The sequence below is a fragment of the Xanthobacter sp. 126 genome, assembly GCF_000526175.1.
Lineage (GTDB): Bacteria > Pseudomonadota > Alphaproteobacteria > Rhizobiales > Xanthobacteraceae > Xanthobacter > Xanthobacter aminoxidans.
This window is the reverse complement of record NZ_JAFO01000001.1, coordinates 4,310,032-4,333,754: the sequence shown is the minus strand read 5'-3', so window position 1 is coordinate 4,333,754 and position 23,723 is coordinate 4,310,032. Positions and strand designations below refer to the sequence as shown.

General features: G+C 67.5%; 23 protein-coding genes. 5 read left to right on the top strand and 18 right to left on the bottom strand.

Annotated features, from left to right (window positions below; genetic code table 11):
* Positions 1–13: 13 nt before the first annotated feature.
* Entirely contained in the window at positions 14–226 is a 213-nt protein-coding gene (locus XAN126_RS0120500; RefSeq protein WP_024280433.1) for a Trm112 family protein, read from the bottom strand.
* Between the two features lie 195 nt (positions 227–421).
* On the opposite strand from XAN126_RS0120500, the gene XAN126_RS0120495 reads away from it, so the two are divergent.
* Entirely contained in the window at positions 422–1,309 is an 888-nt protein-coding gene (locus XAN126_RS0120495; RefSeq protein WP_024280432.1) for a DMT family transporter, read from the top strand.
* 62 nt (positions 1,310–1,371) lie between these two features.
* On the opposite strand, the gene XAN126_RS0120490 is transcribed toward XAN126_RS0120495, so the two are convergent.
* Complete coding sequence (locus XAN126_RS0120490; RefSeq protein ID WP_024280431.1) at positions 1,372–2,406, bottom strand: aspartate-semialdehyde dehydrogenase; 1,035 nt, start codon at positions 2,404–2,406, stop codon at positions 1,372–1,374.
* Positions 2,407–2,650: 244 nt separating this feature from the next.
* On the opposite strand from XAN126_RS0120490, the gene XAN126_RS0120485 reads away from it, so the two are divergent.
* The 3 genes from XAN126_RS0120485 to cysW all read left to right on the top strand — a co-directional run bounded on the left by XAN126_RS0120485 (position 2,651) and on the right by cysW (position 4,931).
* Positions 2,651–3,004 carry a hypothetical protein gene (locus XAN126_RS0120485; protein WP_024280430.1) on the top strand — a complete coding sequence of 118 codons (354 nt, stop codon included), beginning with the start codon at positions 2,651–2,653 and terminating at the stop codon, positions 3,002–3,004.
* A gap of 188 nt (positions 3,005–3,192) precedes the next feature.
* Positions 3,193–4,059, top strand: a complete 867-nt coding sequence (cysT, locus tag XAN126_RS0120480) for a sulfate ABC transporter permease subunit CysT (protein WP_024280429.1) — start codon at positions 3,193–3,195, stop codon at positions 4,057–4,059.
* Positions 4,059–4,931 carry a sulfate ABC transporter permease subunit CysW gene (gene cysW / locus XAN126_RS0120475; protein WP_024280428.1) on the top strand — a complete coding sequence of 291 codons (873 nt, stop codon included), beginning with the start codon at positions 4,059–4,061 and terminating at the stop codon, positions 4,929–4,931. Before cysT ends, cysW begins: the two co-directional genes overlap by 1 nt.
* 73 nt (positions 4,932–5,004) lie before the next feature.
* Here cysW and rpe read toward each other — a convergent pair whose 3' ends face one another.
* The 8 genes from rpe to XAN126_RS0120430 form a co-directional block, all read right to left on the bottom strand.
* Positions 5,005–5,697 carry a ribulose-phosphate 3-epimerase gene (gene rpe / locus XAN126_RS0120470; RefSeq protein WP_024280427.1) on the bottom strand — a complete coding sequence of 231 codons (693 nt, stop codon included), beginning with the start codon at positions 5,695–5,697 and terminating at the stop codon, positions 5,005–5,007.
* A gap of 267 nt (positions 5,698–5,964) precedes the next feature.
* Positions 5,965–7,029 (bottom strand): class II fructose-bisphosphate aldolase, encoded by a 1,065-nt coding sequence (gene fba, locus XAN126_RS0120465; protein ID WP_024280426.1) that lies wholly within the window; start codon positions 7,027–7,029, stop codon positions 5,965–5,967.
* A 219-nt stretch (positions 7,030–7,248) separates the two neighbouring features.
* Entirely contained in the window at positions 7,249–9,312 is a 2,064-nt protein-coding gene (gene tkt / locus XAN126_RS0120460; protein ID WP_024280425.1) for a transketolase, read from the bottom strand.
* 255 nt (positions 9,313–9,567) lie between these two features.
* Complete coding sequence (locus XAN126_RS0120450) at positions 9,568–10,443, bottom strand: phosphoribulokinase (protein WP_024280424.1); 876 nt, start codon at positions 10,441–10,443, stop codon at positions 9,568–9,570.
* Between the two features lie 35 nt (positions 10,444–10,478).
* Positions 10,479–11,573 carry a class 1 fructose-bisphosphatase gene (locus XAN126_RS0120445; RefSeq protein ID WP_029877497.1) on the bottom strand — a complete coding sequence of 365 codons (1,095 nt, stop codon included), beginning with the start codon at positions 11,571–11,573 and terminating at the stop codon, positions 10,479–10,481.
* A gap of 90 nt (positions 11,574–11,663) precedes the next feature.
* Positions 11,664–12,617, bottom strand: coding sequence for a CbbX protein (gene cbbX, locus XAN126_RS0120440; RefSeq protein ID WP_024280423.1), 954 nt, complete (start codon positions 12,615–12,617; stop codon positions 11,664–11,666).
* Between the two features lie 71 nt (positions 12,618–12,688).
* On the bottom strand, positions 12,689–13,090 hold the full coding sequence (locus XAN126_RS0120435) for a ribulose bisphosphate carboxylase small subunit (RefSeq protein WP_024280422.1): 402 nt from the start codon (positions 13,088–13,090) through the stop codon (positions 12,689–12,691).
* A gap of 11 nt (positions 13,091–13,101) precedes the next feature.
* Positions 13,102–14,568: a form I ribulose bisphosphate carboxylase large subunit gene (locus XAN126_RS0120430; RefSeq protein ID WP_024280421.1), complete on the bottom strand. Its 1,467-nt coding sequence runs from the start codon at positions 14,566–14,568 to the stop codon at positions 13,102–13,104.
* A 94-nt stretch (positions 14,569–14,662) separates the two neighbouring features.
* Here XAN126_RS0120430 and XAN126_RS0120425 point away from each other — a divergent pair, with 94 nt between their 5' ends.
* Complete coding sequence (locus tag XAN126_RS0120425; RefSeq protein ID WP_024280420.1) at positions 14,663–15,664, top strand: LysR family transcriptional regulator; 1,002 nt, start codon at positions 14,663–14,665, stop codon at positions 15,662–15,664.
* Positions 15,665–15,737: 73 nt separating this feature from the next.
* Here XAN126_RS0120425 and yidC read toward each other — a convergent pair whose 3' ends face one another.
* The 8 genes from yidC to XAN126_RS0120385 form a co-directional block, all read right to left on the bottom strand.
* Positions 15,738–17,579, bottom strand: a complete 1,842-nt coding sequence (gene yidC, locus XAN126_RS0120420) for a membrane protein insertase YidC (RefSeq protein WP_024280419.1) — start codon at positions 17,577–17,579, stop codon at positions 15,738–15,740.
* Complete coding sequence (gene rnpA, locus XAN126_RS27995; RefSeq protein WP_245272305.1) at positions 17,572–18,141, bottom strand: ribonuclease P protein component; 570 nt, start codon at positions 18,139–18,141, stop codon at positions 17,572–17,574. The genes yidC and rnpA overlap by 8 nt, the downstream gene beginning before the upstream one ends.
* A gap of 44 nt (positions 18,142–18,185) precedes the next feature.
* Complete coding sequence (rpmH, locus tag XAN126_RS0120410) at positions 18,186–18,320, bottom strand: 50S ribosomal protein L34 (protein ID WP_024280417.1); 135 nt, start codon at positions 18,318–18,320, stop codon at positions 18,186–18,188.
* Between the two features lie 234 nt (positions 18,321–18,554).
* The gene (pheT, locus tag XAN126_RS0120405) at positions 18,555–20,969 is read right to left on the bottom strand and encodes a phenylalanine--tRNA ligase subunit beta (protein WP_024280416.1); all 2,415 of its coding nucleotides are present in this window, start codon (positions 20,967–20,969) and stop codon (positions 18,555–18,557) included.
* A gap of 12 nt (positions 20,970–20,981) precedes the next feature.
* Entirely contained in the window at positions 20,982–22,094 is a 1,113-nt protein-coding gene (gene pheS / locus XAN126_RS0120400; RefSeq protein WP_024280415.1) for a phenylalanine--tRNA ligase subunit alpha, read from the bottom strand.
* A gap of 200 nt (positions 22,095–22,294) precedes the next feature.
* Positions 22,295–22,657, bottom strand: coding sequence for a 50S ribosomal protein L20 (gene rplT, locus XAN126_RS0120395; protein ID WP_024280414.1), 363 nt, complete (start codon positions 22,655–22,657; stop codon positions 22,295–22,297).
* Positions 22,658–22,685: 28 nt separating this feature from the next.
* Positions 22,686–22,886 (bottom strand): 50S ribosomal protein L35, encoded by a 201-nt coding sequence (rpmI, locus tag XAN126_RS0120390; protein WP_024280413.1) that lies wholly within the window; start codon positions 22,884–22,886, stop codon positions 22,686–22,688.
* A 236-nt stretch (positions 22,887–23,122) separates the two neighbouring features.
* The gene (locus tag XAN126_RS0120385; RefSeq protein WP_024280412.1) at positions 23,123–23,686 is read right to left on the bottom strand and encodes a BA14K family protein; all 564 of its coding nucleotides are present in this window, start codon (positions 23,684–23,686) and stop codon (positions 23,123–23,125) included.
* Between the last annotated feature and the right edge of the window lie 37 nt (positions 23,687–23,723).

The following is a 23,723-nucleotide window of genomic DNA, read 5'->3' as shown; positions in this document are numbered from 1 at the left end:
GACGAGGCGGACCTCAGCGGTTGAGTTCGCTTTCGTCCAGCTGGCGCGCCTCGTCGGCGAGCATGATCGGGATGCCGTCGCGGATGGGATAGGCGAGGCGGGCGGCGCGGGAGATCAGCTCCTGGCGCTCGCGATCATATTCCAGCGGCCCCTTGGTGAGGGGGCAGACCAGGATTTCGAGCAGCTTGGGGTCGACGTCGTGGCCGGGACGCTGGGACTGGATCATGTTCTCGCTCTTTGGTGCCGCGCGTTTCGAGGGCAAAGGGTCCGCGGCGCGCCACCATAGCGGCGGCGGGGTGGCCTTTCACCAGTGATTTTCGCGACATCACGGCCACTGATGGGCATATCACGCGGTTTCGCTGTCTTTCCGCCGGCGCAGCCCCTAATGAAGCGGCCTTGGAATCGCGCCCTCGGGAGCCCAATGGATCGACGCTTGGCCCTCGGGCTTCTTCTCGGCTTCGTCGCGGTCGTGATGTTCGGCGCGACGCTGCCGCTCACCCGCTTCGCGCTGCACGATTTCAGCCCCTGGTTCATCAGCTTCGGCCGCGCCGCCTTGGCTGGCTTTGCGGCGCTCGGGCTGGTGCTGGCGCTGCGCCGGCCGTGGCCATTCGGCCAGCCCAAGGTGCTGTGGCGCCTCGCCGTATCCTCCGCCTGCCTGATCTTCGTGTTCCCGCTGGCCATCGGCGTCGCCACCCAGACGGTGCCGGCGGCCCATGGCGGCATCGTGCTCGGCCTTCTGCCCCTGTGCACGGCCATCGCCGCCATGCTGCTGGCCGGGGAACGGCCGGGCCTCGGCCTGTTCGCCGCGAGCGCGGTGGGGGCCGGGCTGGTGGTGGCCTTCGCCTTGCGCAACGGCGCGGGCGGCGCGCTGGGAATGGGCGACAGCCTCTTGTTCCTCGGCGTCATCGCCTGCGCCATCGGCTACGCCGTCTCCGGCGGCCTCGCACGCACCATGTCGGGCTGGGAGGTGATCGCCTTCATGCTGATCCTCTGCCTGCCGGTGACGCTGCCGCTCGCGCTCCTCACCTTTCCATGGGGTGGGGCGGGCGCCGTGGCAGGCGCCTCCTGGGCGGCGCTGGTCTATCTCGGCCTCTTCAGCCAGCTCATCGGCTTCTTCTTCTGGAATGCCGGGCTCGCCATGGGCGGCATCGCCCGCGTCGGGCAGATGCAGCTGCTGCAGACCTTCGTGACGGTGGGGCTGGCCTGGCCCATCAATGGCGAAGTGCCGGATGCGGAGACCGTGGCCTTCGCCGCGGGCGTGGCGCTGGTGGTCGCGGTGGCGCAGCGCACCCGCTCGCGGCCGCGCTGACCCCGCAAAAGCAAACGGCCCGCCGAAGCGGGCCGTTCGTTATTTTCCAGATGCCGGAAGGCTCAGGCCGCCTTGGAACGGGCGGTGATGAGCTTGCGGTTCACCAGCACCTCGGCGATCTGCACCGCGTTCAGCGCGGCGCCCTTGCGCAGGTTGTCCGACACGCACCAGAAGGCGATGCCGTTGTCCACGGTCGGGTCGTCGCGCAGGCGCGAGATGTAGGTCGCGTCCTCGCCCGCCGCCTCGTGGGGGGTGGCGTAGCCGCCCGGCTCACGGGTGTCGATGACGAGGATGCCGGGCGCCTCACGCAGGATCTTGCGCGCGTCGTCGGCCGAAAGCTCCTTCTCGAACTCCACGTTCACCGCCTCGGAATGGGAGATGAAGACCGGCACGCGGACGCAGGTGGCCGTGAGCTTGATCTTGGGGTCGAGAATCTTCTTGGTCTCGGCCACCATCTTCCACTCTTCCTTGGTGAAACCGTCGTCCATGAAGACGTCGATCTGCGGGATGAGATTGAAGGCGATGCGCTTCGGGAACTTCTTCGGCTCTACCGGATCGGAGACGAAGATGGCGCGGGTCTGCGAGAACAGCTCGTCCATGCCCTCCTTGCCGGCACCTGAGACGGATTGGTAGGTGGAGACCACCACGCGCTTGATGGTCGCGGCGTCGTGCAGCGGCTTCAGCGCGACCACGAGCTGCGCCGTGGAGCAGTTCGGATTGGCGATGATGTTCTTCTTGGAGAAGCCGACGATGGCGTCCGCATTCACCTCGGGAACGATCAGCGGCACGTCCGGGTCCATGCGCCACTGGGAGGAATTGTCGATGACGACGCAGCCCTGCGCGCCGATCTTCGGCGACCACTCCTTCGACACCGCTCCGCCGGCCGACATCAGGCAGATGTCGGTGTCGGAGAAGTCGTAGGTCTCAAGCGCCTTCACCTTCAGGGTTTTGTCACCGTAGGAAACCTCCACGCCCTGCGACTTTCGCGAGGCGAGCGCGACGACCTCGTCCGCGGGGAAACCCCGCTCGTCGAGGATCGAGAGAATCTCCCGGCCCACGTTGCCCGTGGCGCCGACGACGGCGACCTTGTAACCCATGATGTTCCTCGGATGTCTCGGCCCATGCGGCCGAAGACCGTGCTTTTAGGCCGAACCCCTTGGCCTTGCAAATCGAAGATTCGCGATCTGGCCGGGCACCGGCGCATTCAACTGTTGCGTCAACGCAACGCGCCGGCGTCGAGAAGGCGGGAACATGGCACCAAGCAGGCGGGTTTCCTTGCGCAGGGGACAAACGTCTATTAATCCAGTCAAGGTCGGCCCTGCGCCGATCTGGGAGGATGCCATGGGTTTCGCGTCGTTCACCACCTTCGCTGCTTTCGCCCGTTCGGGCCTGAAGACGGCGCTCTCGGTGTCGCTGGCGGCGGCAGCCATTGCGGCGACCACCGGTGCTTTCTCCATCGCTTCCGCCGACAGCGCCGAGGCGCAGACGGTCAAGAAGCGCAACCGCATCGTGGTGGAGCGCCGCTCCTATCTCGATGCCGGAACGGTGGTGAAGCCCGGCTCCAAGTCGTACCTCGATTACGCGCTGCCGCCCGGCTACTTCTACCCGACCTATGGACCCACGGCCGCCGGCCCGGGCCCCATCACCGGCCTGCGCTGGCCGCTGCCGGGTGCCTTCGACCTGCCGGGCTTCTGAGCCAAGGCTACCGAAGAAGACGGAAGGGGCCGCCTCGCGGCCCTTTTTTGTGGGGTGAAATCACAGCGTTTTCGTGGCATTTAATTTTTATCCCGGCCAAGCATGACATTTGCGCTTGTGCGCGCCATAACGGCCCTATGCCGCGACGTCGGCCCGACCTTCCAGCGCAAGATGCCCCTTAAAAGCCCATGCCCCGCCCCCGCTTCGCGCTGCCGATGCTGAGCCGCCAGCCCCGCCGTAGCGTTATTCCGGGCTTTCGGCTCTCGCTCGGCCTCGCACTGCTCTATCTCGGCCTCATCGTGCTCCTGCCCATCGGCGCGCTGCTGCTGAAGGCGGCGGATGTGGGCTTCGAGCGCTACATCTCCATCATAACCTCGCCGCGCACGCTCGCCTCCTTCCAGGTGACGCTGACCACCGCGGCGCTGGCGGCGCTGTTCAACGCCATTTACGGCCTCGCCCTCGCCTGGGTGCTGGTGCGTTACGAATTTCCCGGCAAGCGCCTGCTGGACGCCATGGTGGACGTGCCTTTCGCCTTGCCCACGGCGGTGGCGGGCCTCGCGCTGACGGCGCTGTTCGCCAAGAACGGCTGGTTCGGCGCGCCGCTGGCGCAGTGGGGGATACAGGTGGCCTACGCCCCGGCCGGCATCGTCTGCGCCATGGCCTTCACCTCCATCCCCTTCGTCGTGCGCACCGTGCAGCCGGTGCTGGAGGACATGGAACCGGAGCTGGAGGAGGCGGGCGCGACACTGGGCGCCAGCGATCTCACCATCTTTCGCCGCATCATCTTCCCGACCATCTTCCCGGCCTTCCTCGCCGGCACGTCGCTGGCCTTCGCCCGCTCGCTCGGGGAGTTCGGCGCGGTGGTGTTCATTGCCGGCAACCAGCCGTTCCGCACCGAAATCGTGGCGCTGCTCACCTTCATCCGGCTGGAGGAATATGACTACGCCGCCGCAGCAGCCATCGCCGTCACCATGCTGGCCCTCGCCTTCATCATGCTGCTGATCGTGAACGCCGTGCAGGCGTGGCACCAGAAGTTCGCCATGGGGGATGTCTGATGGCGCATCCCGTGAACCGCCACCGCCTGCGCGTCGGCGACGGCGCGGTGACGCGCTCGGTGATTCTCACCCTGGTGCTGGCGACCACCGCTCTGGCGCTTATCGCGCCGCTGGCCGTCATCTTCGCCGAGGCGTTCGCGCGCGGCCTGCCCACCTATCTCGAAGCGCTCGCCCGGCCGGATACGCTGCACGCGGTAGGGCTCACGCTGCTCACCGCCCTCGTCTGCGTGCCGCTCAACACCGCGTTCGGTATCGCTGCCGCCTGGGCGGTGACGAAATTCTCCTTCCGCGGGCGCAACCTGCTGCTGGCGGTGGCGGAGCTGCCCTTCTCCATCTCGCCCATCGTGGCGGGCGTCGCCTATCTCTTCGTCTATGGGGCGCAGGGGCTGTTCGGGCCGTTTCTGCAGGCACACGACATCAAGATCATGTTCGCCGTGCCGGCCATCATCCTCGCCAGCCTGTTCGTCACCGCGCCGTTCGTGCTGCGCGAACTGGTGCCGCTGATGATGGCGCAAGGGCGGGACGAGGAGGAGGCGGCGGTCAGTCTCGGCGCCTCGGGCTTCGACGTGCTGCGGCTCGTCACCCTGCCCAACGTGAAATTCGCGCTGCTCTACGGTGCCGCTTTGTGCAATGCGCGGGTGATGGGCGAGTTCGGCGCCGTCTCCATCGTCTCCGGCAACATTCGAGGGCAGACCTCGACCCTGCCGTTGCAGATCGAGCTGCTCTATCAGGACAGCCACGCCGTCGCCGCCTTCGCCGCGGCGACGGTGCTGGCGGGCGTCGCCCTGTTCACGCTGGTGGCGAAATATCTGATCGAGCGGGCGGAGCGGGCGCGGGGCGAGATCGTCGCGCCGCGCCGGCCGGGGCACTGATACCGACGGTCCCGGTCTTGGACCGGTGCCGGGTGGGGTCGCTCTAACGCCGCGCGGGCTTTAGCCCGCTTCGTCAGGCCGCCGCGGCGGTGCCCGTGGCGGCGGCGATCTCGCGCTTCATGGCGGCGATGGTCGCGGCATAGTCCTTGGCGCCGTAGATGGCGCTGCCGGCGACGAAGGTGTCCGCCCCCGCCGCGGCGATGGCGCCGATATTGTCCACCTTCACCCCGCCGTCGATCTCGAGCCGGATGTCGCGGCCCGAGGCGTCGATGCGCTCGCGGATGGCCTTCAGCTTGTCCAGCGCCGAGGGAATGAAGGCCTGTCCGCCGAAGCCGGGGTTCACCGACATGACGAGCACGAGGTCCAGCGCATCCAGCGTGTAGTCCAGCACCGAGAGGGGGGTGGCCGGGTTCAGCACTAGGCCGGCCTTCACGCCCTTGGAGCGGATGAGCTGGAGCGAGCGGTCCACATGCTCGGAAGCTTCGGGGTGGAAGGAGATGAGGTCGGCGCCGGCGGCGGCGAAGGCCTCGATCATGCCGTCCACCGGCTTCACCATCAGGTGCACGTCCACGAACGCCTTGGTCGCCTTGCGCAGCGACTGGAGGATCAGCGGGCCGATAGTGAGGTTGGGAACGTAATGGTTGTCCATCACGTCGAAATGGATCCACTCGGCGCCGCCCTCGAGCACCGCATCCACCTCGGCGCCGAGGCGGGTGAAGTCCGCCGAGAGGATGGAGGGGGCGATGATGGGATAGGCGCGGGCCATGGGATCTCTCCTGATCTGTCGTCGGAAGCGCAGCCCGATCAGATCGGATCGCGCGTTCTTTCGGTCGTCATGCCCGGCCTTGTGCCGGGCATCCACGTGGTCGGTCCGGGAACAGTCTCGCGACACCGTGCCCGGCCCGACGTGGCCGGAACCCGCATGTGGGGATTCCGTACCTAGAGGCGGACGTCGGCAGCAGCCGACTTCCGGGACAAGCCCGGCCATGACCCGGAAGTCAAGACCAGCGCCCTGCTTCCGGGATAAGCGACGTCAGTGCACCACCTGCGCGAGTTCGCCGGACGCATAGCGCTTGGCCATCTCGTCCAGTTCGATGGCCCGGATCTTCTCCGCCTTGCCGGCGGAGCCGAAGGCCTCGAAGCGGGCGATGCAGACCTTCTTCGCCTCTTCCATGGCGGCGGCCATGAACTTGCGCGGGTCGAACTCGCTCTTGTTCTTGGCGCCGACGCGGCGGATGGCGGCGGTCATGGCGAGGCGGATGTCGGTATCGATGTTCACCTTGCGCACGCCGTAGCGGATGCCTTCCTGGATCTCCTCCACCGGCACGCCGTAAGTCTCCTTGATGTCGCCGCCATAGGTGCGGATTTCCTCAAGCAGCTCCTGCGGCACCGAGGACGAGCCGTGCATCACCAGATGGGTGGTGGGGATGCGCTGGTGGATCGCCTTGATGCGGTCGATGGCGAGGATGTCGCCGGTGGGCTTGCGGGTGAACTTGTAGGCACCGTGGGAGGTGCCGATGGCGATGGCCAGCGCATCGCACTGGGTCGCCTTCACGAACTGGGCCGCCTCGTCCGGATCGGTCAGCAGCTTGGAATGGTCGAGGGCCTCCTCGGCGCCATGGCCGTCCTCGGCCTCGCCCTTGCCGGTCTCCAGCGAGCCGAGGCAGCCGAGTTCGCCTTCCACCGACACGCCCACCGCATGGGCCAGCTCCACCACCTTGGCGGTGACGGAGACGTTGTAGTCATAGTCCGCCGGGGTCTTGCCGTCTTCCTTCAGGGAGCCGTCCATCATCACCGAGGAGAAGCCGGATTTGATGGCGCCCATGCAGACGGCCGGGGAGGCGCCATGGTCCTGGTGCATCACCACCGGAATCTCGGGATAGGCCTCTACGGCGGCCGCGATGAGATGGCGCAGGAAGGGCTCGCCGGCATATTTGCGGGCGCCGGCCGAGCCCTGGAGGATGACGGGCGACGAGGTGGCGCGGGCGGCGTCCATGATCGCCTTCACCTGCTCCATGTTGTTCACGTTGAAGGCCGGCAGTCCGTAGGAATGCTCCGCCGCATGGTCGAGCAGCTGGCGCATGGAAACGAGGGCCATAGTCCTCTCCTCTTCAAAGTTCAGGTCGGCGCCGCGATGCGCGCGCCATGGTTCCGTCCGCTCCGTCGTCCTCCGCAGTGTCCAGAGGATGTACGGTGCCGCTTGGCTGCTGTTCGATACCCTTCACCGCTCCGGCTGACCCGGCGCGGGCCGGGTCTAGCTTCGTACGGTGGCGCCCCGCCCAGCCGTCCCCCGCAGGGGAGAGGCCTTCATTGGCGCTCACCCTACCGCGCGGCGCACCGCGTCGGCCACAGCTTCCGGTGTAAAGCCGAACAGCGGCCACAGGTCCTTTTCCGGCGCCGATTCGCCGAAGCGGTCGATGCCGATGGCGATGATGCCGTCGGCGCGGGTGCCGGAGAGGCCGCGCCAGCCGCGGGTGACGCCCGCTTCCACCGCCACCACCGGCACGCCCTTGGGGAAGAGGGCCGCGCGCTCGGTCTCGGTCAGCGCCTCGAAACGCTCGCGGCAGGGCATGGAGACGATGCGGGTGGGAATGCCCGCGGTGTCGAGCAGGTCCGCCGCCGCCGCTGCCAGCTTCACTTCCGAGCCGGTGGCGACGAGCACGGCACGGGCGAGGCCCTCGCTCTCGCGCAGCACGTAGGCCCCGGCCTCGATACCTTCGATCTGCGCCGCGTCACGCGGCCAGCACGGCAGGTTCTGCCGCGACAGGATGAAGGCGCTCGGGCCATTCGTGCGTGTCAAGGCGGCGTGCCAGGCGGCCAGCGTCTCCACCGTGTCGGCGGGGCGCCACACGTCGAGGTTGGGGATGAGGCGCAGGCTCTCCACATGCTCCACCGGCTGGTGGGTGGGGCCGTCCTCGCCGAGGCCGATGGAATCGTGGGTGAGGATGTAGATGACCCGCTGGCCCATGAGCGCGCTCATGCGCATGGCGTTGCGGGCGTAATCCGAGAACACGAGGAAGGTGGCGACGAAGGGGATGAACCCGCCGTGCAGGGCGATGCCGTTGGCGATGGCTGACATGCCGAATTCGCGCACGCCGTAGAAGATCTGGTTGCCGGCGGGATCGCGGGTGATCGGCACGGCGCCGGGGAAGGTGGTGAGGTTGGAGTGGGCGAGGTCCGCCGAGCCGCCCAGGAATTCCGGCACCGCCGGAGCGAGGGCGGCAAGGGCCAGCTGGCTCGCCTTGCGGGTCGCCACCGTCTCGGCCTTCTCCACGGTGGCCTTCAGGGCCGCCGCGTAGGTCGCAGCGAAGGCGGGGGAGAGGTCTCCTTTGAGCCGGCGGCGGAATTCGGCCGCTTCCGCCGGATAGGCGCGCTCATAGGCTTCCATGCGCGCGTCCCAGGCCGACTGGCGGGCCGCGCCGGAACGGCGGGCATCCCACAGGGCGTAGATGTCCTCGGGCACCTCGAAGGGCGCGTGGTCCCAGCCCATGGCGGCGCGGGTGCGGGCGATCTCCTCGGCGCCGAGCGGGGCGCCGTGGGTGTCCTGGTGGCCTTCCTTGGTGGGCGCGCCACGGCCGATGGTGGTCTTGCAGCAGATCAGCGTCGGCTTGCCGGTCTCGGACAGAGCCGCCTCAACCGCATCGCGCAGCATGGCCGGATCGTGGCCGTCCACGTTGCGGATCACGTGCCAGCCATAGGCGGCGAAGCGGGCGGGGGTGTCGTCCGGGAACCACTCTTCCACCTTGCCGTCGATGGAGATGCCGTTGTCGTCATAGAAGGCGACGAGCTTGCCGAGGCCGAGGCGCCCGGCCAGCGAGCACGCCTCGTGGCTCACGCCCTCCATCAAGCAGCCGTCGCCGAGGAAGACGAAGGTGCGGTGATCGACGATGGAGAGGCCCGGCCGGTTGAACTGGGCGGCCAGCGTCTTTTCGGCGATGGCCATGCCCACCGCATTGGCAAGGCCCTGGCCGAGCGGACCGGTGGTGGTCTCCACGCCCGGCGTCATGCCGAGTTCGGGATGGCCGGGGGTGCGCGAATGCAGCTGGCGGAAGCGCTTCAGCTCGGCGATGGGCAGATCGTAGCCGGTGAGGTGAAGCAGCGCGTAGATCAGCATGGAGCCGTGCCCGTTGGAGAGCACGAAGCGGTCGCGGTCGGGCCAGGAGGGATCTGCCGGATTATGCCGCAGATGCTCGCGCCAGAGCACGGCGGCGATCTCGGCCATGCCCATGGGCGCGCCGGGGTGGCCTGACTTCGCCTGCTCCACGCCGTCCATGGCGAGGGCGCGCAGGGCCGCCGTAACCGGCCAGCCGAGCGCGCCGGGAGAACGGTCGACAGGCGCCGGAGCGTCGGCAGCGGCGAGTGCAGCGGCGTGGGCGGTCATTGTTTTCTCCCTCCGGCTCGTGACCCCGCGCAACACCCCGGGCGTCGCCGGGTGGTCGGAAGGGCCTGCCAATTGTCAGTTACGCAAAACGCGCGCCATCTCGTGCCGGAAGAAGCGCTCGGCTCCGGTCCGGAAAGGGTGGGGGGAGGGCAGCAGCCACGCGTCCAAGGTCGCCCGGGCTTCGGGGCTCAAGAACGTGCCGCCCTCCCCCCTCACCCTCCCCCCGGCGCGGGGGAGGGGAGCTTCGCGCCCGGCTCAGCCGGCGCGGCGCTTCCTGTCCATCAGCTTCATGATGAGCGGGGTCAGAAGGAGCTGCATGGCGAGATCCTGCTTGTTGCCCGGGATGACGATGGAATTCGCCCGCGACATGAAGCTGTTGTGGATCATCGACAGCAGATAGGGGAAATCGATGCCGTGCGGGTCGCGGAAGCGGATCACGACCATGGATTCGTCCGGCGTCGGGATCCAGCGGGCGACGAACGGGTTGGAGGTGTCCACCGTCGGCACGCGCTGGAAGTTGATGTCGGTCTCGGTGAACTGCGGGCAGATGTAGCGCACGTAATCGGGCATGCGCCGCATGATGGTGTCGGTCACGTCCTCGGTGGTGTAGCCGCGTGTGGCCTTGTCGCGGTGGATCTTCTGGATCCACTCCAGGTTGATCACGGGCACCACGCCGATCTTCAGGTCGGCATGCTGGGCGAGGTTCAGTTCGTCGGTGACGACCGCCCCGTGCAGACCCTCGTAGAAGAGGATGTCGGTGCCCTGCTCCAGGTCTTCCCAGTCGGTGAAGCGGCCGGGTTCGGTGTTGTAGAGCTTCGCCTCGCCGGCATCGTGGACATAGTGGCGGAAGCGGCCGGAGCCGGTCGCCCCATAGTCCTTGAACAGCTGGGCCAGATCGTCGAGCCGGTTGGTCTCGGGCGAGAAGTGGCTGAAGTGCTTGTTGCCCTTGGCCGCCTCGGCGGCCATCAGCTCGCGCATCTCATAGCGATCGTAGCGGTGGAAGCTGTCGCCTTCCACGAAGGCCGCCTTGACCTTCTCGCGATAGAAGATCTGCTCGAAGGTCCGCTTCACGGAGGTCGTTCCCGCGCCCGAGGAACCGGTGACGACAATGATGGGGTGCTTGATGGACATGGTGTGCTCGAATCTCGGAGATCAGGGGGCGCGGTTCAGATGAACAGTCCGCGCCGCGCGAACAGCGGCGAGCGCTCGCCATGGCCGTTCGGCTCCAGGTGATAGCGGGAGACCCGGGCCACCTCGTCGCGGGAGCCGAAGATGAACGGCACGCGCTGGTGCAGGCCGGTGGCGGAAAGGTCCAGAATGGCGCCCCGGCCGTCGGTTGCCGAACCGCTCGCCTGCTCCATCAGGAAGGCGACCGGGAAGGCCTCGTAGAGCAGGCGCAGGCGGCCGTGGGTGTAGCCCTTCCGGCCATCGCCCGGATAAAGATAGATACCGCCGCGCTGGAAGATGCGATGCGCGTCCGCCACCATGGAGGCCACCCAGCGCATGTTGAAGTCGCGCTCCCGCGGCCCCTTCTTGCCGGCGAGGCAGTCATCCACATAGTCACGCACCGGCACGTCCCAGTGGTGGTAGTTGGACATGTTGATGGCGAACTCGGCCGCGCCCTCCTTCACCTTCACCTCTGCATCGACCAGGCGGAAGAGGCCGGCGCGGTCGAGGGCGAAGTGCCAGGTGCCGGCGCCGAGCGTCAGCATCATCGCGGTGTGGGGGCCGTAGATCACATAACCGGCGGCCAGCATGTCCCGCCCGTTCTGCAGGAAGGCAGAGGGTTCGGACGCGTCGGCGCCTTCGGGACGCGGGAAGACGGCGAAGATGGTGCCGACCGAGATGTCGGTGTCGATGTTGGACGAGCCGTCCAGCGGATCGATGGCGACGAGCAGCGGCGCGGTGGGATCGAGCAGGACCGGGGCGTCGTTCTCCTCGGATGCGACCGCCGCGACCGGCGCCGCCTTCAGCGCGCCGATGACGATGTCGTTGGAGATGACGTCCAGCGCCTTCTGGCCTTCGCCGGCCTCGCCGGAGGAGAGGGTGCGGGCGAGATCGCCGGCGAGCGGCCCCTCGGCGATGGCTGCGGCCAGCGACGCGCAACCGGTGGCGAGGGCGCAGACGGTATCCGCGACGGCACGGCGGCGGGCATCCGCACCCGCCCACTCGTCGAGCATGACGGTGAGCGTGATACGCGAGGCTGCGACACCTGCAGCCTGGGCAACTGCGGCCCGATGGTCTGCGTTCGGCTCCAACATGGCAGATCTCCCTGAGGGCTCCTCCGCGCGGCCCGTTCAGCGGGCCGTCACAGGTTTTATTTTTGGTCGTCTTCCGGTCCCCGAAGCGGATTATTCCGTCTGGGGTTTGTAGTCCGGGGCGTCGATGCCGCCGGCAAACACCCGGCTGGCGCGGACATCCCCCTCGGAAATGGTCGACAGGGCAGCGCGGTCGGCAAGCCCGCCGCTCTCGAACAGCCGCAGCGACTGGCGCAGCCGCATGCGGTCTAGGGCGTTGCGGATCGAGCGCGCGTTGGCGAAGTTCGGCTGGAGCCGGCGCTTGGCCACATATTCCTCGATCGCGACCTCGGCCTCCGGGCTGAAGGTGTAGTCGGCATCGGCCGCCATGGTCTTGGCGATCTCCACCAGCTCGGCGTCCTCATAGTCCGGGAAGTCGATGTGGTGGGCGATGCGGGAGCGGAAGCCGGGATTGCTCTCGAAGAAGCGGTCCATGCGGTCCTTGTAGCCCGCGAGGATCACCACGAGATCGTCCCGCTGGTTTTCCATCACCTGGAGCAGAATCTCGATGGCTTCCTGACCGTAATCCCGCTCGTTCTCGGGCCGGTAAAGATAATAAGCCTCGTCTATGAACAGGACGCCGCCCATGGCCTTCTTAAGAATCTCTTTGGTCTTCGGTGCCGTGTGGCCGATATATTGACCCACGAGATCGTCCCGCGTCACCGAGACAAGATGACCCCGCCGCACATATCCAAGGCGGTGGAGGATCTGCGCCATCTTGAGGGCGACCGTGGTCTTGCCGGTGCCGGGATTGCCGGTGAACGCCATGTGCAGCGTCGGCGCGCCGGAGGTGAGGCCCAGCTTTTCGCGGGCCCGGCCGATGACGAGGTGGGCGGCGATCTCGCGGATGCGCCGCTTGACGGGCTTGAGCCCGATCAGGCCCTCGTCCAGCTCGGCGAGAAATTCGGGGACTTCGCTCTCGGTGAAGAGAGCGCCGAGGTCGAGCCTGCCCTCGGCAGCCTCAGCCGGCAACGCGGCGGACGGTGCGGATGTGGCAACATCGAGCATGACTCGAACCTCGGCGTTAAGTGGCGCGGTGGGAACGGCCGCGCTGGTGAAGCTCGAAAAGGGTGGTCAGATCAGCCGGCCGCGTAGGACCGGTGCTGGAGTGCGTAGCGCTGGGTGCGGCCCGGCCCTTCGGTGCGGTCGAGGCGGAAGCCGTCTTCCTTCTCCGGACGCTGGACGATGAAGGAGAGGCGCACCGTCTCCCACCCGCGATTGGAGTCGAAGGCGTTCACCCGCACATACTTGCCGGGATGGGCGGTGCGGCAGGCCTCGACCTCGCCATAGACGCCGGCGGCATCGCGCAGGTCGAACATGGGCAGGCCCCACATCTCCCAATAGGTGTTCCGGGGATGGGGATCGTCCGTGTACTCCACCGAGACCGCCCAGTTCTGGTCCAGCGCATACTGGATCTGGGCCTTGACCTGGGCCGCCGTGAGGTCGGGCAGGAAGGAGAAGGTGCCTTGGGTGATGCGCATGTCTCTTCTCCTCAGGCGACGGACGCGGTGGGCACGAAGTCGGACGTGTCGGTGGAGGCGTAGTTGAAGGTCACCTCGCCCCAGGTATCGAGGGCGGCGCGCAGCGGCTGGCACCACTTGGCGGCCTCGACCAGGATTTCCGGGCCTTCGTTCTTGATGTCCCGGCCCTCGTTGCGGGCAAGGATCATGGTTTCCAGCGCGACGCGGTTGGCGATGGCGCCGGCCTGGATGCCGTCGGGATGGCCGATGGTGCCGCCGCCGAACTGGAGCACCACGTCCTCGCCGAACAGGTCGATGAGCTGGTGCATCTGGCCGGCATGGATGCCGCCCGAGGCGACCGGCATGACCTTGCGCAGACCCGCCCAGTCCTGATCGAAGAAGATGCCCCTGGTATAGTCGGTGCGCGTCACGTCTTCGCGGCAGACGTTGTAGTAGCCCTGCACGGTCATGGGGTCGCCTTCCAGCTTGCCCACCGCGGTGCCGGTGTGGAGATGGTCGACGCCGGCGAGGCGCAGCCACTTGGCGATGACGCGGAACGAGATGCCGTGGCCCTTCTGGCGCGTATAGGTGCCATGGCCCGCACGGTGCATGTGCAGCAGCATGTCGTTTTCGCGGCACCAGTTGGAGATGGACTGGATGGCCGTCCAGCCGACGATGAGGTCCACCATCACCACCACGGAGCCCAGCTCCTTGGCGAAGTCGGCGCGGCGGTACATCTCTTCCATGGTGCCGGCGGTGATGTTGAGGTAGTGCCCCTTCACCTCGCCGGTCTCGGCCTGCGCCTTGTTGACGGCTTCCATGCAGTAGAGGAAGCGGTCACGCCAGTGCATGAAGGGCTGAGAATTGATGTTCTCGTCATCCTTCACGAAGTCGAGGCCGCCCTTGAGGCCTTCGTAGACCACGCGGCCGTAGTTCTTGCCGGACAGGCCCAGCTTCGGCTTGGTGGTGGCGCCCAGAAGGGGACGGCCGAACTTGTCGAGGCGCTCGCGCTCCACGACGATACCGGTGGGCGGACCGCGGAAGGTCTTCACGTAGGCGACGGGGAGGCGCATGTCCTCCAGGCGGCAGGCCTTCAGCGGCTTGAAGGAGAAGACGTTGCCGATGATCGAGGCGGTGAGGTTGGCGATGGAGCCTTCCTCGAACAGGTCGAGCTCATAGGCGACCCAGCAGAAATACTGCCCCGGCTGGCCCGGCACCGGCTCCACCTTGTAGGCCTTGGCGCGGTACATGTCGGCGGCGGTGAGGCGGTCGGTCCACACCACGGTCCAGGTGGCGGTGGAGCTTTCGCCGGCGACGGCCGCGGCGGCCTCGACCGGGTCGACGCCGTCCTGGGGGGTGACGCGGAACAGCGCGAGGATGTCGGTGTCCTTGGGCTGGTAGTCGCCATCCCAATAGCCCATCTGGGCATACTTCAGCACGCCTGCGGCGTACCTCTTCTTGGCGTCCTTGATCTGCCCGATGGCGGCGTCGGCACCCATGATGGCGGCCCTCCTGTTTGTTGAGGTGACCTTGCCCCCGCACCGATTTCAGGTAAATTTAAATGATATGAAGTAGGCATTCAGGAAATCTGAAGTGGCGCCCCACTGGACCCTTCGACAGCTCCGCCTCGTGGCCCTCGCCGCGGCCTCCGGCTCCTATGCCAAAGCCGCGCAGGACATGGGTTTGAGCCCGCCCGCCGTCACCGCTCAGATGAAGGCGCTGGAGGAGGACATCGGCGTCCCGGTGTTCGAGCGGGTGGACGGGCGTCTGCGACCGACCGCCGCTGGACAGGAGCTTCTTTCTGCTCAGGAGCGCATCGCGCGTGCCTTGTCGGAGGCGGAGCGGGCCATAGCGGCGCTGAAGAGCCCCGAGCGCGGTTCTGTGGTGGTGGGGGTGGTCTCCACCGCCAAATATTTCGCTCCCATGGCGCTCGCCGCCTTCCGCCGCCGCCGGCCGGAAATCGAGCTTCGGCTTATCATCGGCAACCGCGAGGACATCATCCGGGGCATTGTGAGCCTTGATTTCGACGTGGCCATCATGGGCCGTCCACCGCCGGCGCTCGAGGCGGAGACGCGGCTGATCGGCGACCATCCGCACATCGTCGTGGCGCCCGTCGACCATCCCCTGTTCAAGCGGCGCAAGCGAATCACCCCGGCCGATCTCACCCGCGAATCGCTTCTGGTGCGCGAGCCGGGATCGGGCACGCGCATCCTCATGGAGCGGGTATTCGAGGAGGCGGGGGCGCCCAACCCGCCCATCGCCATGGAGATCGGCTCCAACGAGACCATCAAGCAGTCGGTGATGGCCGGCCTCGGCCTCGCATTCATCTCCGCCCATACGGTGGCGGCGGAGGTGGCTGACGGCCGGCTGCGGGTGCTGGAGGTGGAGGGGCTGCCGGTGGTGCGCCAGTGGCTGGCGGTGCGCGCCCGCGACAAGCGCCTGCTGCCGGCCGGTCAGGCGCTGATGGATTTCCTCGAGCGCGAAGGGGCGAGCTTCCTGCCGCAGATGCCGGGCGGGGAGGGCGGCCGCTGCTATCTGCCGGACCACGTCTCCGGCAGCACCCCCGCGAAGGCTGTAGCCCGCGACCCGATTTGAGAGCGCCCCGAAACGAAAGACGCCGCGCTCCTTGCGGGGCGCGGCGTCCTGATGTCCGGGCGGTGACGGGAGGCTATCCCTTGGCCGCCGATTTCTTGCCGAAGCCGAGGGCGCCCTTGATGTTGTCCCACAGCTCGATCTTCACCCCGTTGCGCCGCATGATGACGGCCTGCTGGGTGACGGAGAGCGTGTTGTTCCAGGCCCAGTAGATCACCAGGCCGGCGGCGAAGTGCGCCAGCATGAAGGTGAAGATGATGGGCATCCAGTTGAAGATCATCTGCTGGGTCGGGTCCGGCGGGGCCGGGTTCAGCTTCATCTGCACCCACATGGTCACGCCCATGATGAGCGGCCAGGCGCCGAGCAGGAGATAGCTGCCGATGACCGGCACGGAGCCGGGATCCCACGGGATGAGGCCGAACAGGTTGAACACCGTGGTCGGGTCGGGCGCCGAGAGATCGCGGATCCAGCCGAAGAACGGCGCATGCCGCATCTCGATGGTGACGAACAGCACCTTGTAGAGGGCGAAGAACACCGGGATCTGGATCAGGATGGGCAGGCACCCCGCCACCGGATTGATCTTCTCCTTCTTGTACAGCTCCATCATCGCCTGCTGCTGCTTCACCTTGTCGTCGGCGTAGCGCTCGCGGATGGAGGTGAGTTCCGGCTGCACCGCCTTCATCTTCGCCATGGAGGCGTAGGACTTGTTGGCGAGGGGGAAGAAGATGCCCTTCAGCAGCACCGTCACCACCAGGATGGCGACGCCGAAATTGCCGACGACGCGATAGATCCAGTCGATGACGAGGAACAGCGGCTTGGTGATGAAATAGAACCAGCCCCAGTCGATCAGCCGGTCGAAGCGGTCGATCTTGTAGGACTCGGCGTAGCCGTCCACCACCTGAACCACCTTGGCGCCGGCGAAGAGCTGGCCGGAGGAGGCGATCTTGCTGCCCGGCTCCACCGTGAGGGGCTGGGCGAGATAGTCGGTCTGGAAGGTCTGCACGCCGTTGATCATGGCGGAGGAGAACTTGGCGTCCACCTTCACGCTCTGGTCGGGAATGACGGTCGCCGCCCAGTATTTGTCCGTGATGCCGAGCCAGCCGCCGGTGGCGGAGAAGGCGAGCGGCTTCTCCTTGTCCATCTTGGCGTAGGTGACTTCCTGCAGGCCGTTGTCGCCGAGGACGCCGATCAGGCCTTCATGCAGGATGTAGAAGCCGGCCACGTGCGGCACGCCGTGCCGCGAGACGAGGGCGTAGGGATAGAGGGTGGCCGAGGCGGAACCCTTATTCTCCACCTCGTCCTTCACCGCGAACATGTAGTGGTCGTCGATGGTGAAGGTACGGCGGAAGGTCAGGCCCTGCCCGTTGTCCCAGGTGAGGACGAGAGGGGTCTTCTCGGTCAGGGTGGCGCCGGGCTGGGCGGTCCAGAGCGTGTCCGGGCCGGGCACGGCGACGCCGGCGCCGGCGGCCGAGGTCCAGCCGAATTCCGCATAGAAGGGATTGGGACCGCCGGACGGCGACAGGAGCACGATGTTCGGGCTCTTGGGGTCCACCGTCTCGTGATACTCGGTCAGGAGCAGGTCGTCCGCGCGGGCGCCGCGCAGCGAGATCGAGCCGCTGAGGCGCTGGGTGGCGATGGGCGCGCGGGGAGAGGCAGCGATGGCCTCGGCGCGGGTCAGGGCCCGGCCTGCGCCCGGCGCGCCCGTCTGGGGCAGGCCCGCGGGGGTCGTTCCCGGAGCGGCACCCGGTGCCGGCGTGGTGTCGGACTGGGCCTGCTGCTGCGCCTGCTGGACGATTCGCTGCTGCTCGGCGGCCTGCCGCTGCTTTTCCGCCTGCGGAATGCCGAAGAAGAACTGCCAGCCGATGAGGATCGCCATCGACAGGCCGATGGCGATGAACATGTTGCGGTTTTCACTCATGCCGGAGGGTCTCCGTCGGCGGCATCGTCAAATCGGGAGTGTGCAAGCCGGCATCGCCAGCGGAGCGTGCCGCGTCCTTAGACGCCGGCAGCGACTCTTTTAAGACCCGCGGCGCGCCCTGTCGGGACCGCGCCTTGTCTTTCGGGGGGGTATCCTTGGAAGCCCTGTCCTTTGGAGCCCTATCTTTGGGGGCCTTGGGCGCGTGCAGCTTGCGCACGGCGCGCTCCATCTCGGACACGAGGCTGTCGAAGGGGGTGCGCAGCGAGGCCTCGCGGGCCACCAGCACATAATCGAAGCCGGGTCGCCCGGCTTCCGGCAGCACCTGCCGCACGGCCTCGCGGAGGCGGCGGCGGATGCGATTTCGCACGACGGAATTGCCGGTCTTCTTGGTCACGGTGAAGCCGACGCGCACACCTGCCCCATCGCCGCGATCGCGGCCCTGCATGAGGAAGGAGGCGACGCCGGCACGCTCGGCCTTGGCCGCAGCGAGGAAATCACGGCGTTTCTTGAGACGGTCCAGCCGGCGGAGACGATCCGGATTGAAGTCCGAGGGGCGTTCCACGTTGGACGGCTCCCGAAGTCGGGCAGCTCCGCGAGGGTCCACCCTCAGGCGGACAGGCGCTTGCGGCCGTGGGCGCGGCGGGCGGCAATGATCTTGCGGCCGTTGCGGGTCTCCATGCGCGCACGGAAGCCGTGGCGGCGCTTGCGCACGAGCTTGCTGGGTTGATAGGTGCGCTTCACGGTCAAATCTCCAGATGTCTTGAGGCCGTCTTGCGGATCGGACCCCAGCAGCGGCGCTGCGACGGCGATGGTTCGCTGCTGCCTGGCTTGCGGCCCGATCCATAAGGATCAAGCGGCAATGAAGGCTGGGCTCCGGCCGCCGCAGCCGCCTGAGTTCGGGCTCGGCTTATAGGGGCAGCAGCGGCGCGCGTCAATCCAAAGCATGGGGACAACACGCGTCGCCGGCACTTCTCGTCAGGCGCGCAACGTGGCGCCGGTCTTCTTCGCCACTTCCGCGACGATGCGCCCGGCGACCTCGTCGATCTCCTTGTCGGTGAGCGTGCGCTCGCGCGGCTGGAGCGTGACTTCCACGGCCACCGACTTCTTGTCGGGATCTATGCCCTTGCCCTCGTAGAGGTCGAACACGCCGACGCCGGTGACGAGCTTCTTGTCCGCCCCCTGTGCGGCCTTGAGGATGTCCGCCGCCGCGACGTCCCGGCCCACGAGGAAGGCGAAGTCGCGCTTCACCGCCTGGAACGGCGAGAGGTCGAGATTCGGCTTCACCCGTGTCGCCTTGGCCTTGGGCTCCGGGATCTTGTCGAGCACGATCTCGAAGGCGACCAGTGGCCCGGTCACGTCCAGGGCCTCCAGCACGGCGGGATGGATCTCGCCGAAATGGGCCATGGCGTTGGAGCCGAGGCGCAGCGTGCCGGAGCGGCCGGGGTGGTACCAGCCGGGGGCATCGGTGGTGACCTGCAGATTCGCCACCGGCGCCCCGCAGGCGGCAAGCGCGGCGAGGGCGTCTGCCTTGGCGTCGAAGGCATCCACCGCCGCCGCATTGCCCGCCCAGTGGCGTCCGCCGCCCGAGGTCTTGGCCGTGCCACGGCGGATGCCGGAGGCGGCCTGGCGCTGGTCGCCGGGGCCGTCGCCGAGGAAGACCTGTCCCACCTCGAACAGGGCCACGTCGCCCGCGCCGCGCGCTGCATTGGCGCCGGCCGCCTTGATGAGGCCGGGCAGAAGGCTCGGGCGCATGTCCGAGAGGTCGGAGGCGATGGGATTCGACAAAGCGAGGGCGTCTGCGCCTCCGCCGAACAGCCTGGCGGCCTCCTTGGACACGAAGGACCAGGTGACCGCTTCCACCATGCCGCGCGCCGCCAGCGCGCGGCGGGCCTTGCGGCCGCGCAGCTGGAGGGTGGTCAGCACCGCCTTGCGGGCATCCGCCCCGCGGGGCAGCTCGGTGGAGGGCACGCGCTCCAGGCCGAGGATGCGCACGACCTCTTCCACGAGGTCCGCCTTGCCCTCGATGTCGCCGCGCCAGGAGGGCGGCACCACATCGAGCACCGGCGCCGCACCGGAGACGGCGAAGCCGAGCTTCTCCAGCACGCCGCGAATCTCGTCCTCGGAGGCTTCCAGCCCGGTCAGCCGCTTCACCTCGGTGAGGGGGAAGGCGATGGTACGGGAGGGATCGGGAATGGCACCGGCCAGCACCATCTCGGACGGCTCGCCGCTGCACAGCTCAAGGATGAGGTGGGTGGCGAGGTCGAGGCCCGGCAGGGTGAATGCCGGATCCACGCCACGCTCGAAGCGGAAGCGGGCATCGGAATTGATGCTGAGCTTGCGGCCGGTCTGGGCGATGTTGATGGCATCCCAGAGCGCCGATTCGATCACCACGTCGGTGGTGCTCTCATCGCAGCCCGAGTCTTCGCCGCCCATGATGCCGGCGAGGCTCTCCACGCCCTTGTCGTCGGCGATGACGCACATGCTCTCGTCGAGCGTGTAGGTCTTGCCGTCGAGCGCCAGCAGCGTCTCGCCGCCCTTGGCCCGGCGCACCACGAGGTTGCCCGAGACCTTGGCGAGGTCGAAGACGTGCAGCGGCCGGTTGCGGTCGAACGTCATGAAATTGGTGACGTCCACCAGCGCGTTGATGGGGCGCAGGCCGATGGCGCGCAGGCGATCCTGCAGCCACTGGGGGGAGGGGCCGTTCTTCACGCCCTTCACCACGCGCAGCGCGAAGGCCGGGCAAAGGGGAGAGGTCTCGCCGAACTCCAGCGTAACCTTCAGCGGGGCGGGGAACGTGCCCTCGACGGGCTTCACCCGCGGCGCCATCAATTCGCCGAGGCCGGCGGCCGCGAGGTCGCGGGCGACGCCGGAGACACCGAGGCAGTCGGCGCGGTTGGGCGTCACGGCGATCTCGATCACCGGGTCGTTCAGCCCAAGCACCTCCGCGAAGGGCGCGCCTACTGGGGCGTCCTCCGGCAGCTCCAGGATACCGTCATGCTCCTCCGACAGGCCCATCTCGCGGGCCGAGCAGAGCATGCCGCGGCTTTCCACGTCGCGGATCTTGCCGATCTTCAGTTCCAGCCCCGACGTGGGGATGACCGTGCCCGGCGCGGCAAAGACGGTCTTCAGCCCCGCCCGCGCGTTCGGCGCGCCGCACACCACCTGGATGGGATCACTCTTGCCGATGGAAACGGTGCAGACGCGCAGCTTGTCCGCGTTCGGGTGCTTCTCGGCGGTCAGCACCTCGCCCACCACGAAGGGCGCGAGCTGCTTCGCCTTGTCCTCCACGCCCTCGACTTCAAGGCCGATGAGGGAGAGGCGCTCCACGATCTGGTCGAAGCTGGCGGTGGGCTCGAGGTGATCCTTGAGCCAGGAGTAGGTGAATTTCATGGGTCCTGCTCCTTACGCGCTCAGGCCGCCGGCGAGGGTGGGGAAGTCCAGCGGGCGGAAGCCGTAGTGGGAGAGCCAGCGCACGTCGGCCTCGAAGAAGGCTCGAAGGTCGCTCATGCCATACTTGAGCATGGCGATGCGATCGATGCCCATGCCCCAGGCGAAGCCCTGGTACTCGTCCGGGTCGATGCCGCAATTCCTGAGCACGTTGGGATGCACCATCCCGCAGCCGAGGATTTCCAGCCAGTCATTGCCCTCACCGAAGCGGATCTCGCCAGGGCGGGAGCGATCGCACTGGATGTCCACTTCCATGCTGGGCTCGGTGAAGGGGAAGAAGGAGGGGCGGAAGCGCATCTTCACGCCCTCCACCTCGAAGAACGATTTGCAGAACTCCTCGAGGATCCACTTGAGGTGGCCGAGGTGCGCGCCCTTGTCGATCACCAGCCCTTCCACCTGATGGAACATGGGCGTGTGGGTCTGGTCCGAATCGCAGCGATAGGTGCGGCCGGGGCAGATGACGCGGATGGGCGGCTTTTTCGCCTGCATGGTGCGCACCTGCACGGGGGAGGTATGGGTGCGCAGCACCTTGCGCTCGCCGTCCGCGCCGGGGGGCAGGAAGAAGGTGTCGTGCATCTCGCGGGCCGGGTGGCCGGCGGGGAAGTTCAGCGCGGTGAAATTGTGGAAGTCGTCCTCGATGTCCGGGCCTTCCGCCACCGAGAAGCCCATGTCGGCGAAGATGGCGACCAGTTCCTCGGTCACCTGCGCGATGGGGTGGACGCGGCCGATCTCGGCGGGGGCCTCGCGCACTGGCAGCGTCACGTCCACCCGCTCGGTGGCGAGGCGCGCTTCCAGAGCGGCGCTCTTCAGCGCCGCGCGGCGGTGGGAGAGGAGGCCCTGCACCGCGTCACGCAGGCCATTGATGGCGGGGCCTATCACCTTGCGCTCGTCCGGGCTCATGCCGCCCAGCGACTTCAGCAGTTCGGAGACCGATCCCTTCTTGCCGAGGGCGGCGATGCGCACCTCCTCAAGGCCGGCCTCGTCCTGCGCACGCAGGATGGCGGCGGAGAGGCTCTCCTGAAGATCTTCAAGGGCGCTCGGATCGGTGGCGGATGGTGTCGCGGACATGGGCCTATCCCGGAAAACGAAAAGGCCGGCGGAGGGGCCGGCGTCGGGTCGCGCCGCTTATAGACGGGCCGCGCCCAATGGCAAAAGCCCCGGACGGATGATCCGCACGGGGCTCTTGAAGGTCTCGGAAAAGACGGGAGGAGAAAGCGCTGCGCTGTCGCCGATCAAGCGAAGGCAGCGTTTCAGGCGAGTGCCGCCTCTCAGACGAGAGCGGCCTTGGCCTTCTCCACCAGGGCCTTGAACGCGTCGGGCTCGTGGATGGCGATATCCGAGAGCACCTTGCGATCGACCTCGATCCCGGCCTTGCCGAGACCATCGATAAATCGCGAATAGGTCAGGTCGAGATCGAGCGCGCGCACACCGGCGTTGATGCGCTGGATCCAGAGCGCGCGGAAGTTGCGCTTCTTCACCTTGCGATCGCGGTAGGCATACTGCATCGACCGTTCGACGGCCGACTTCGCAGCGCGGATGGTATTCTTGCGGCGGCCGTAAAAGCCCTTTGCGGCTTTGTAGACCTTCTTGTGCTTGGCGTGTGAGGTAACGCCACGTTTCACGCGGGCCATGGAAAAGCTCCTTCAGATCGCAGTGGCGTCAGCCGTTCGGCAGGAACGACTTGCGGATGACCTTGCCGTCGCACTCGGCGAGGATGGTCGTGCCGCGCTGGTTGCGGATCTGGTTGTTGGTCCGCTTGATCATGCCATGGCGCTTGCCGGCCTGACCCGCGATCACTTTTCCCGTACCCGTCAGACGGAAGCGTTTCTTCGCTCCCGACTTGGTCTTCATCTTGGGCATTTGGCTCTCCGTGGCATGGGTCCTCGCCCGCGAGGGCGGTGGACGCTCAGCCTCTTGTTGCTGTTGAGCGGTATGAACCCGCGCGGCAGCCCTTAATCGCCGGCGAGTTCGAAGGCGGCAGTCGTTACAGGAGCGGGAGCATAAAGGCAAGGGCCGGGCCGCCGAAGCGGGGGGAGGGGAGCCCTGAAAGGCCGCCGCGCTGGGCGGGCGACCTTCTCTATCACATGCCGATCGCCTCAGGGGCAGGGATGCTGAAGCCCGTCATAGCCGGTGTAGGTGCCGGTCGCCGGGTTGTAAGAGCGGAATCGCTGGGCGCAGTAGGACACCGCGTCATTTCCGCCGGAATTCGCCGCTGCCGCGCCGGCCGCCGCACCGATGGCGAGGCCCGCGATGCCGGCCGCGATCCACGCGCCGTTGTTGTTGCGATAGTACCAGCCGCCGTTGCGCCAATAGGGCCGCCCCCAGCGGGCGTGATAGCCGGGCCGGGGGCCATGCCAGCCGGGCCGGCCGTAACCGGGCCGACCATAGCCCGGACCCCGAACCGGGCCGCGCACGGCGTGTCCCGGACCGCGTCCGGGGCCACGCACAACCGGGCCCCGGTGGGGTCCGCCGCGTCGCGCCTGCACTTCGTCCGGTGCGGCGGCCTGAACGTTCATCGATGCGGCACCGGCCCGCAACGCCTGGGCAGAAGCGGCCGGTGCCGTCGCCACGGCGGCCACACCGACGCTGGAAGCGACGAGGGCCGCGGAGGTGAGGCCGACGGTGATCCGCCGGAAGGTCTTGCGTAGCAGATGGGGCATACCGAACTCCTTGTGATGTCAGGTCAACGCCCCAGAG

Coding starts and splice junctions, on each gene's coding strand:
- cysT (WP_024280429.1), top strand. CDS start 3,193: ATGCCCCGCCCCCGCTTCGCGCTGCCGATGCTGAGCCGCCAGCCCCGC.
- cysW (WP_024280428.1), top strand. CDS start 4,059: ATGGCGCATCCCGTGAACCGCCACCGCCTGCGCGTCGGCGACGGCGCG.
- XAN126_RS0120495 (WP_024280432.1), top strand. CDS start 422: ATGGATCGACGCTTGGCCCTCGGGCTTCTTCTCGGCTTCGTCGCGGTC.
- rpmI (WP_024280413.1), bottom strand. CDS start 22,886: ATGCCCAAGATGAAGACCAAGTCGGGAGCGAAGAAACGCTTCCGTCTG.
- rplT (WP_024280414.1), bottom strand. CDS start 22,657: ATGGCCCGCGTGAAACGTGGCGTTACCTCACACGCCAAGCACAAGAAG.
- fba (WP_024280426.1), bottom strand. CDS start 7,029: ATGGCCCTCGTTTCCATGCGCCAGCTGCTCGACCATGCGGCGGAGCAT.
- tkt (WP_024280425.1), bottom strand. CDS start 9,312: ATGACCGCCCACGCCGCTGCACTCGCCGCTGCCGACGCTCCGGCGCCT.
- XAN126_RS0120430 (WP_024280421.1), bottom strand. CDS start 14,568: ATGGGTGCCGACGCCGCCATCGGGCAGATCAAGGACGCCAAGAAGAGG.
- pheT (WP_024280416.1), bottom strand. CDS start 20,969: ATGAAATTCACCTACTCCTGGCTCAAGGATCACCTCGAGCCCACCGCC.
- XAN126_RS0120445 (WP_029877497.1), bottom strand. CDS start 11,573: ATGTTGGAGCCGAACGCAGACCATCGGGCCGCAGTTGCCCAGGCTGCA.
- XAN126_RS0120450 (WP_024280424.1), bottom strand. CDS start 10,443: ATGTCCATCAAGCACCCCATCATTGTCGTCACCGGTTCCTCGGGCGCG.
- yidC (WP_024280419.1), bottom strand. CDS start 17,579: ATGAGTGAAAACCGCAACATGTTCATCGCCATCGGCCTGTCGATGGCG.
- cbbX (WP_024280423.1), bottom strand. CDS start 12,617: ATGCTCGATGTTGCCACATCCGCACCGTCCGCCGCGTTGCCGGCTGAG.
- XAN126_RS0120500 (WP_024280433.1), bottom strand. CDS start 226: ATGATCCAGTCCCAGCGTCCCGGCCACGACGTCGACCCCAAGCTGCTC.
- XAN126_RS0120490 (WP_024280431.1), bottom strand. CDS start 2,406: ATGGGTTACAAGGTCGCCGTCGTCGGCGCCACGGGCAACGTGGGCCGG.
- rpe (WP_024280427.1), bottom strand. CDS start 5,697: ATGGCCCGCGCCTATCCCATCATCGCCCCCTCCATCCTCTCGGCGGAC.
- XAN126_RS0120385 (WP_024280412.1), bottom strand. CDS start 23,686: ATGCCCCATCTGCTACGCAAGACCTTCCGGCGGATCACCGTCGGCCTC.
- pheS (WP_024280415.1), bottom strand. CDS start 22,094: ATGTCCGCGACACCATCCGCCACCGATCCGAGCGCCCTTGAAGATCTT.
- XAN126_RS0120485 (WP_024280430.1), top strand. CDS start 2,651: ATGGGTTTCGCGTCGTTCACCACCTTCGCTGCTTTCGCCCGTTCGGGC.
- XAN126_RS0120435 (WP_024280422.1), bottom strand. CDS start 13,090: ATGCGCATCACCCAAGGCACCTTCTCCTTCCTGCCCGACCTCACGGCG.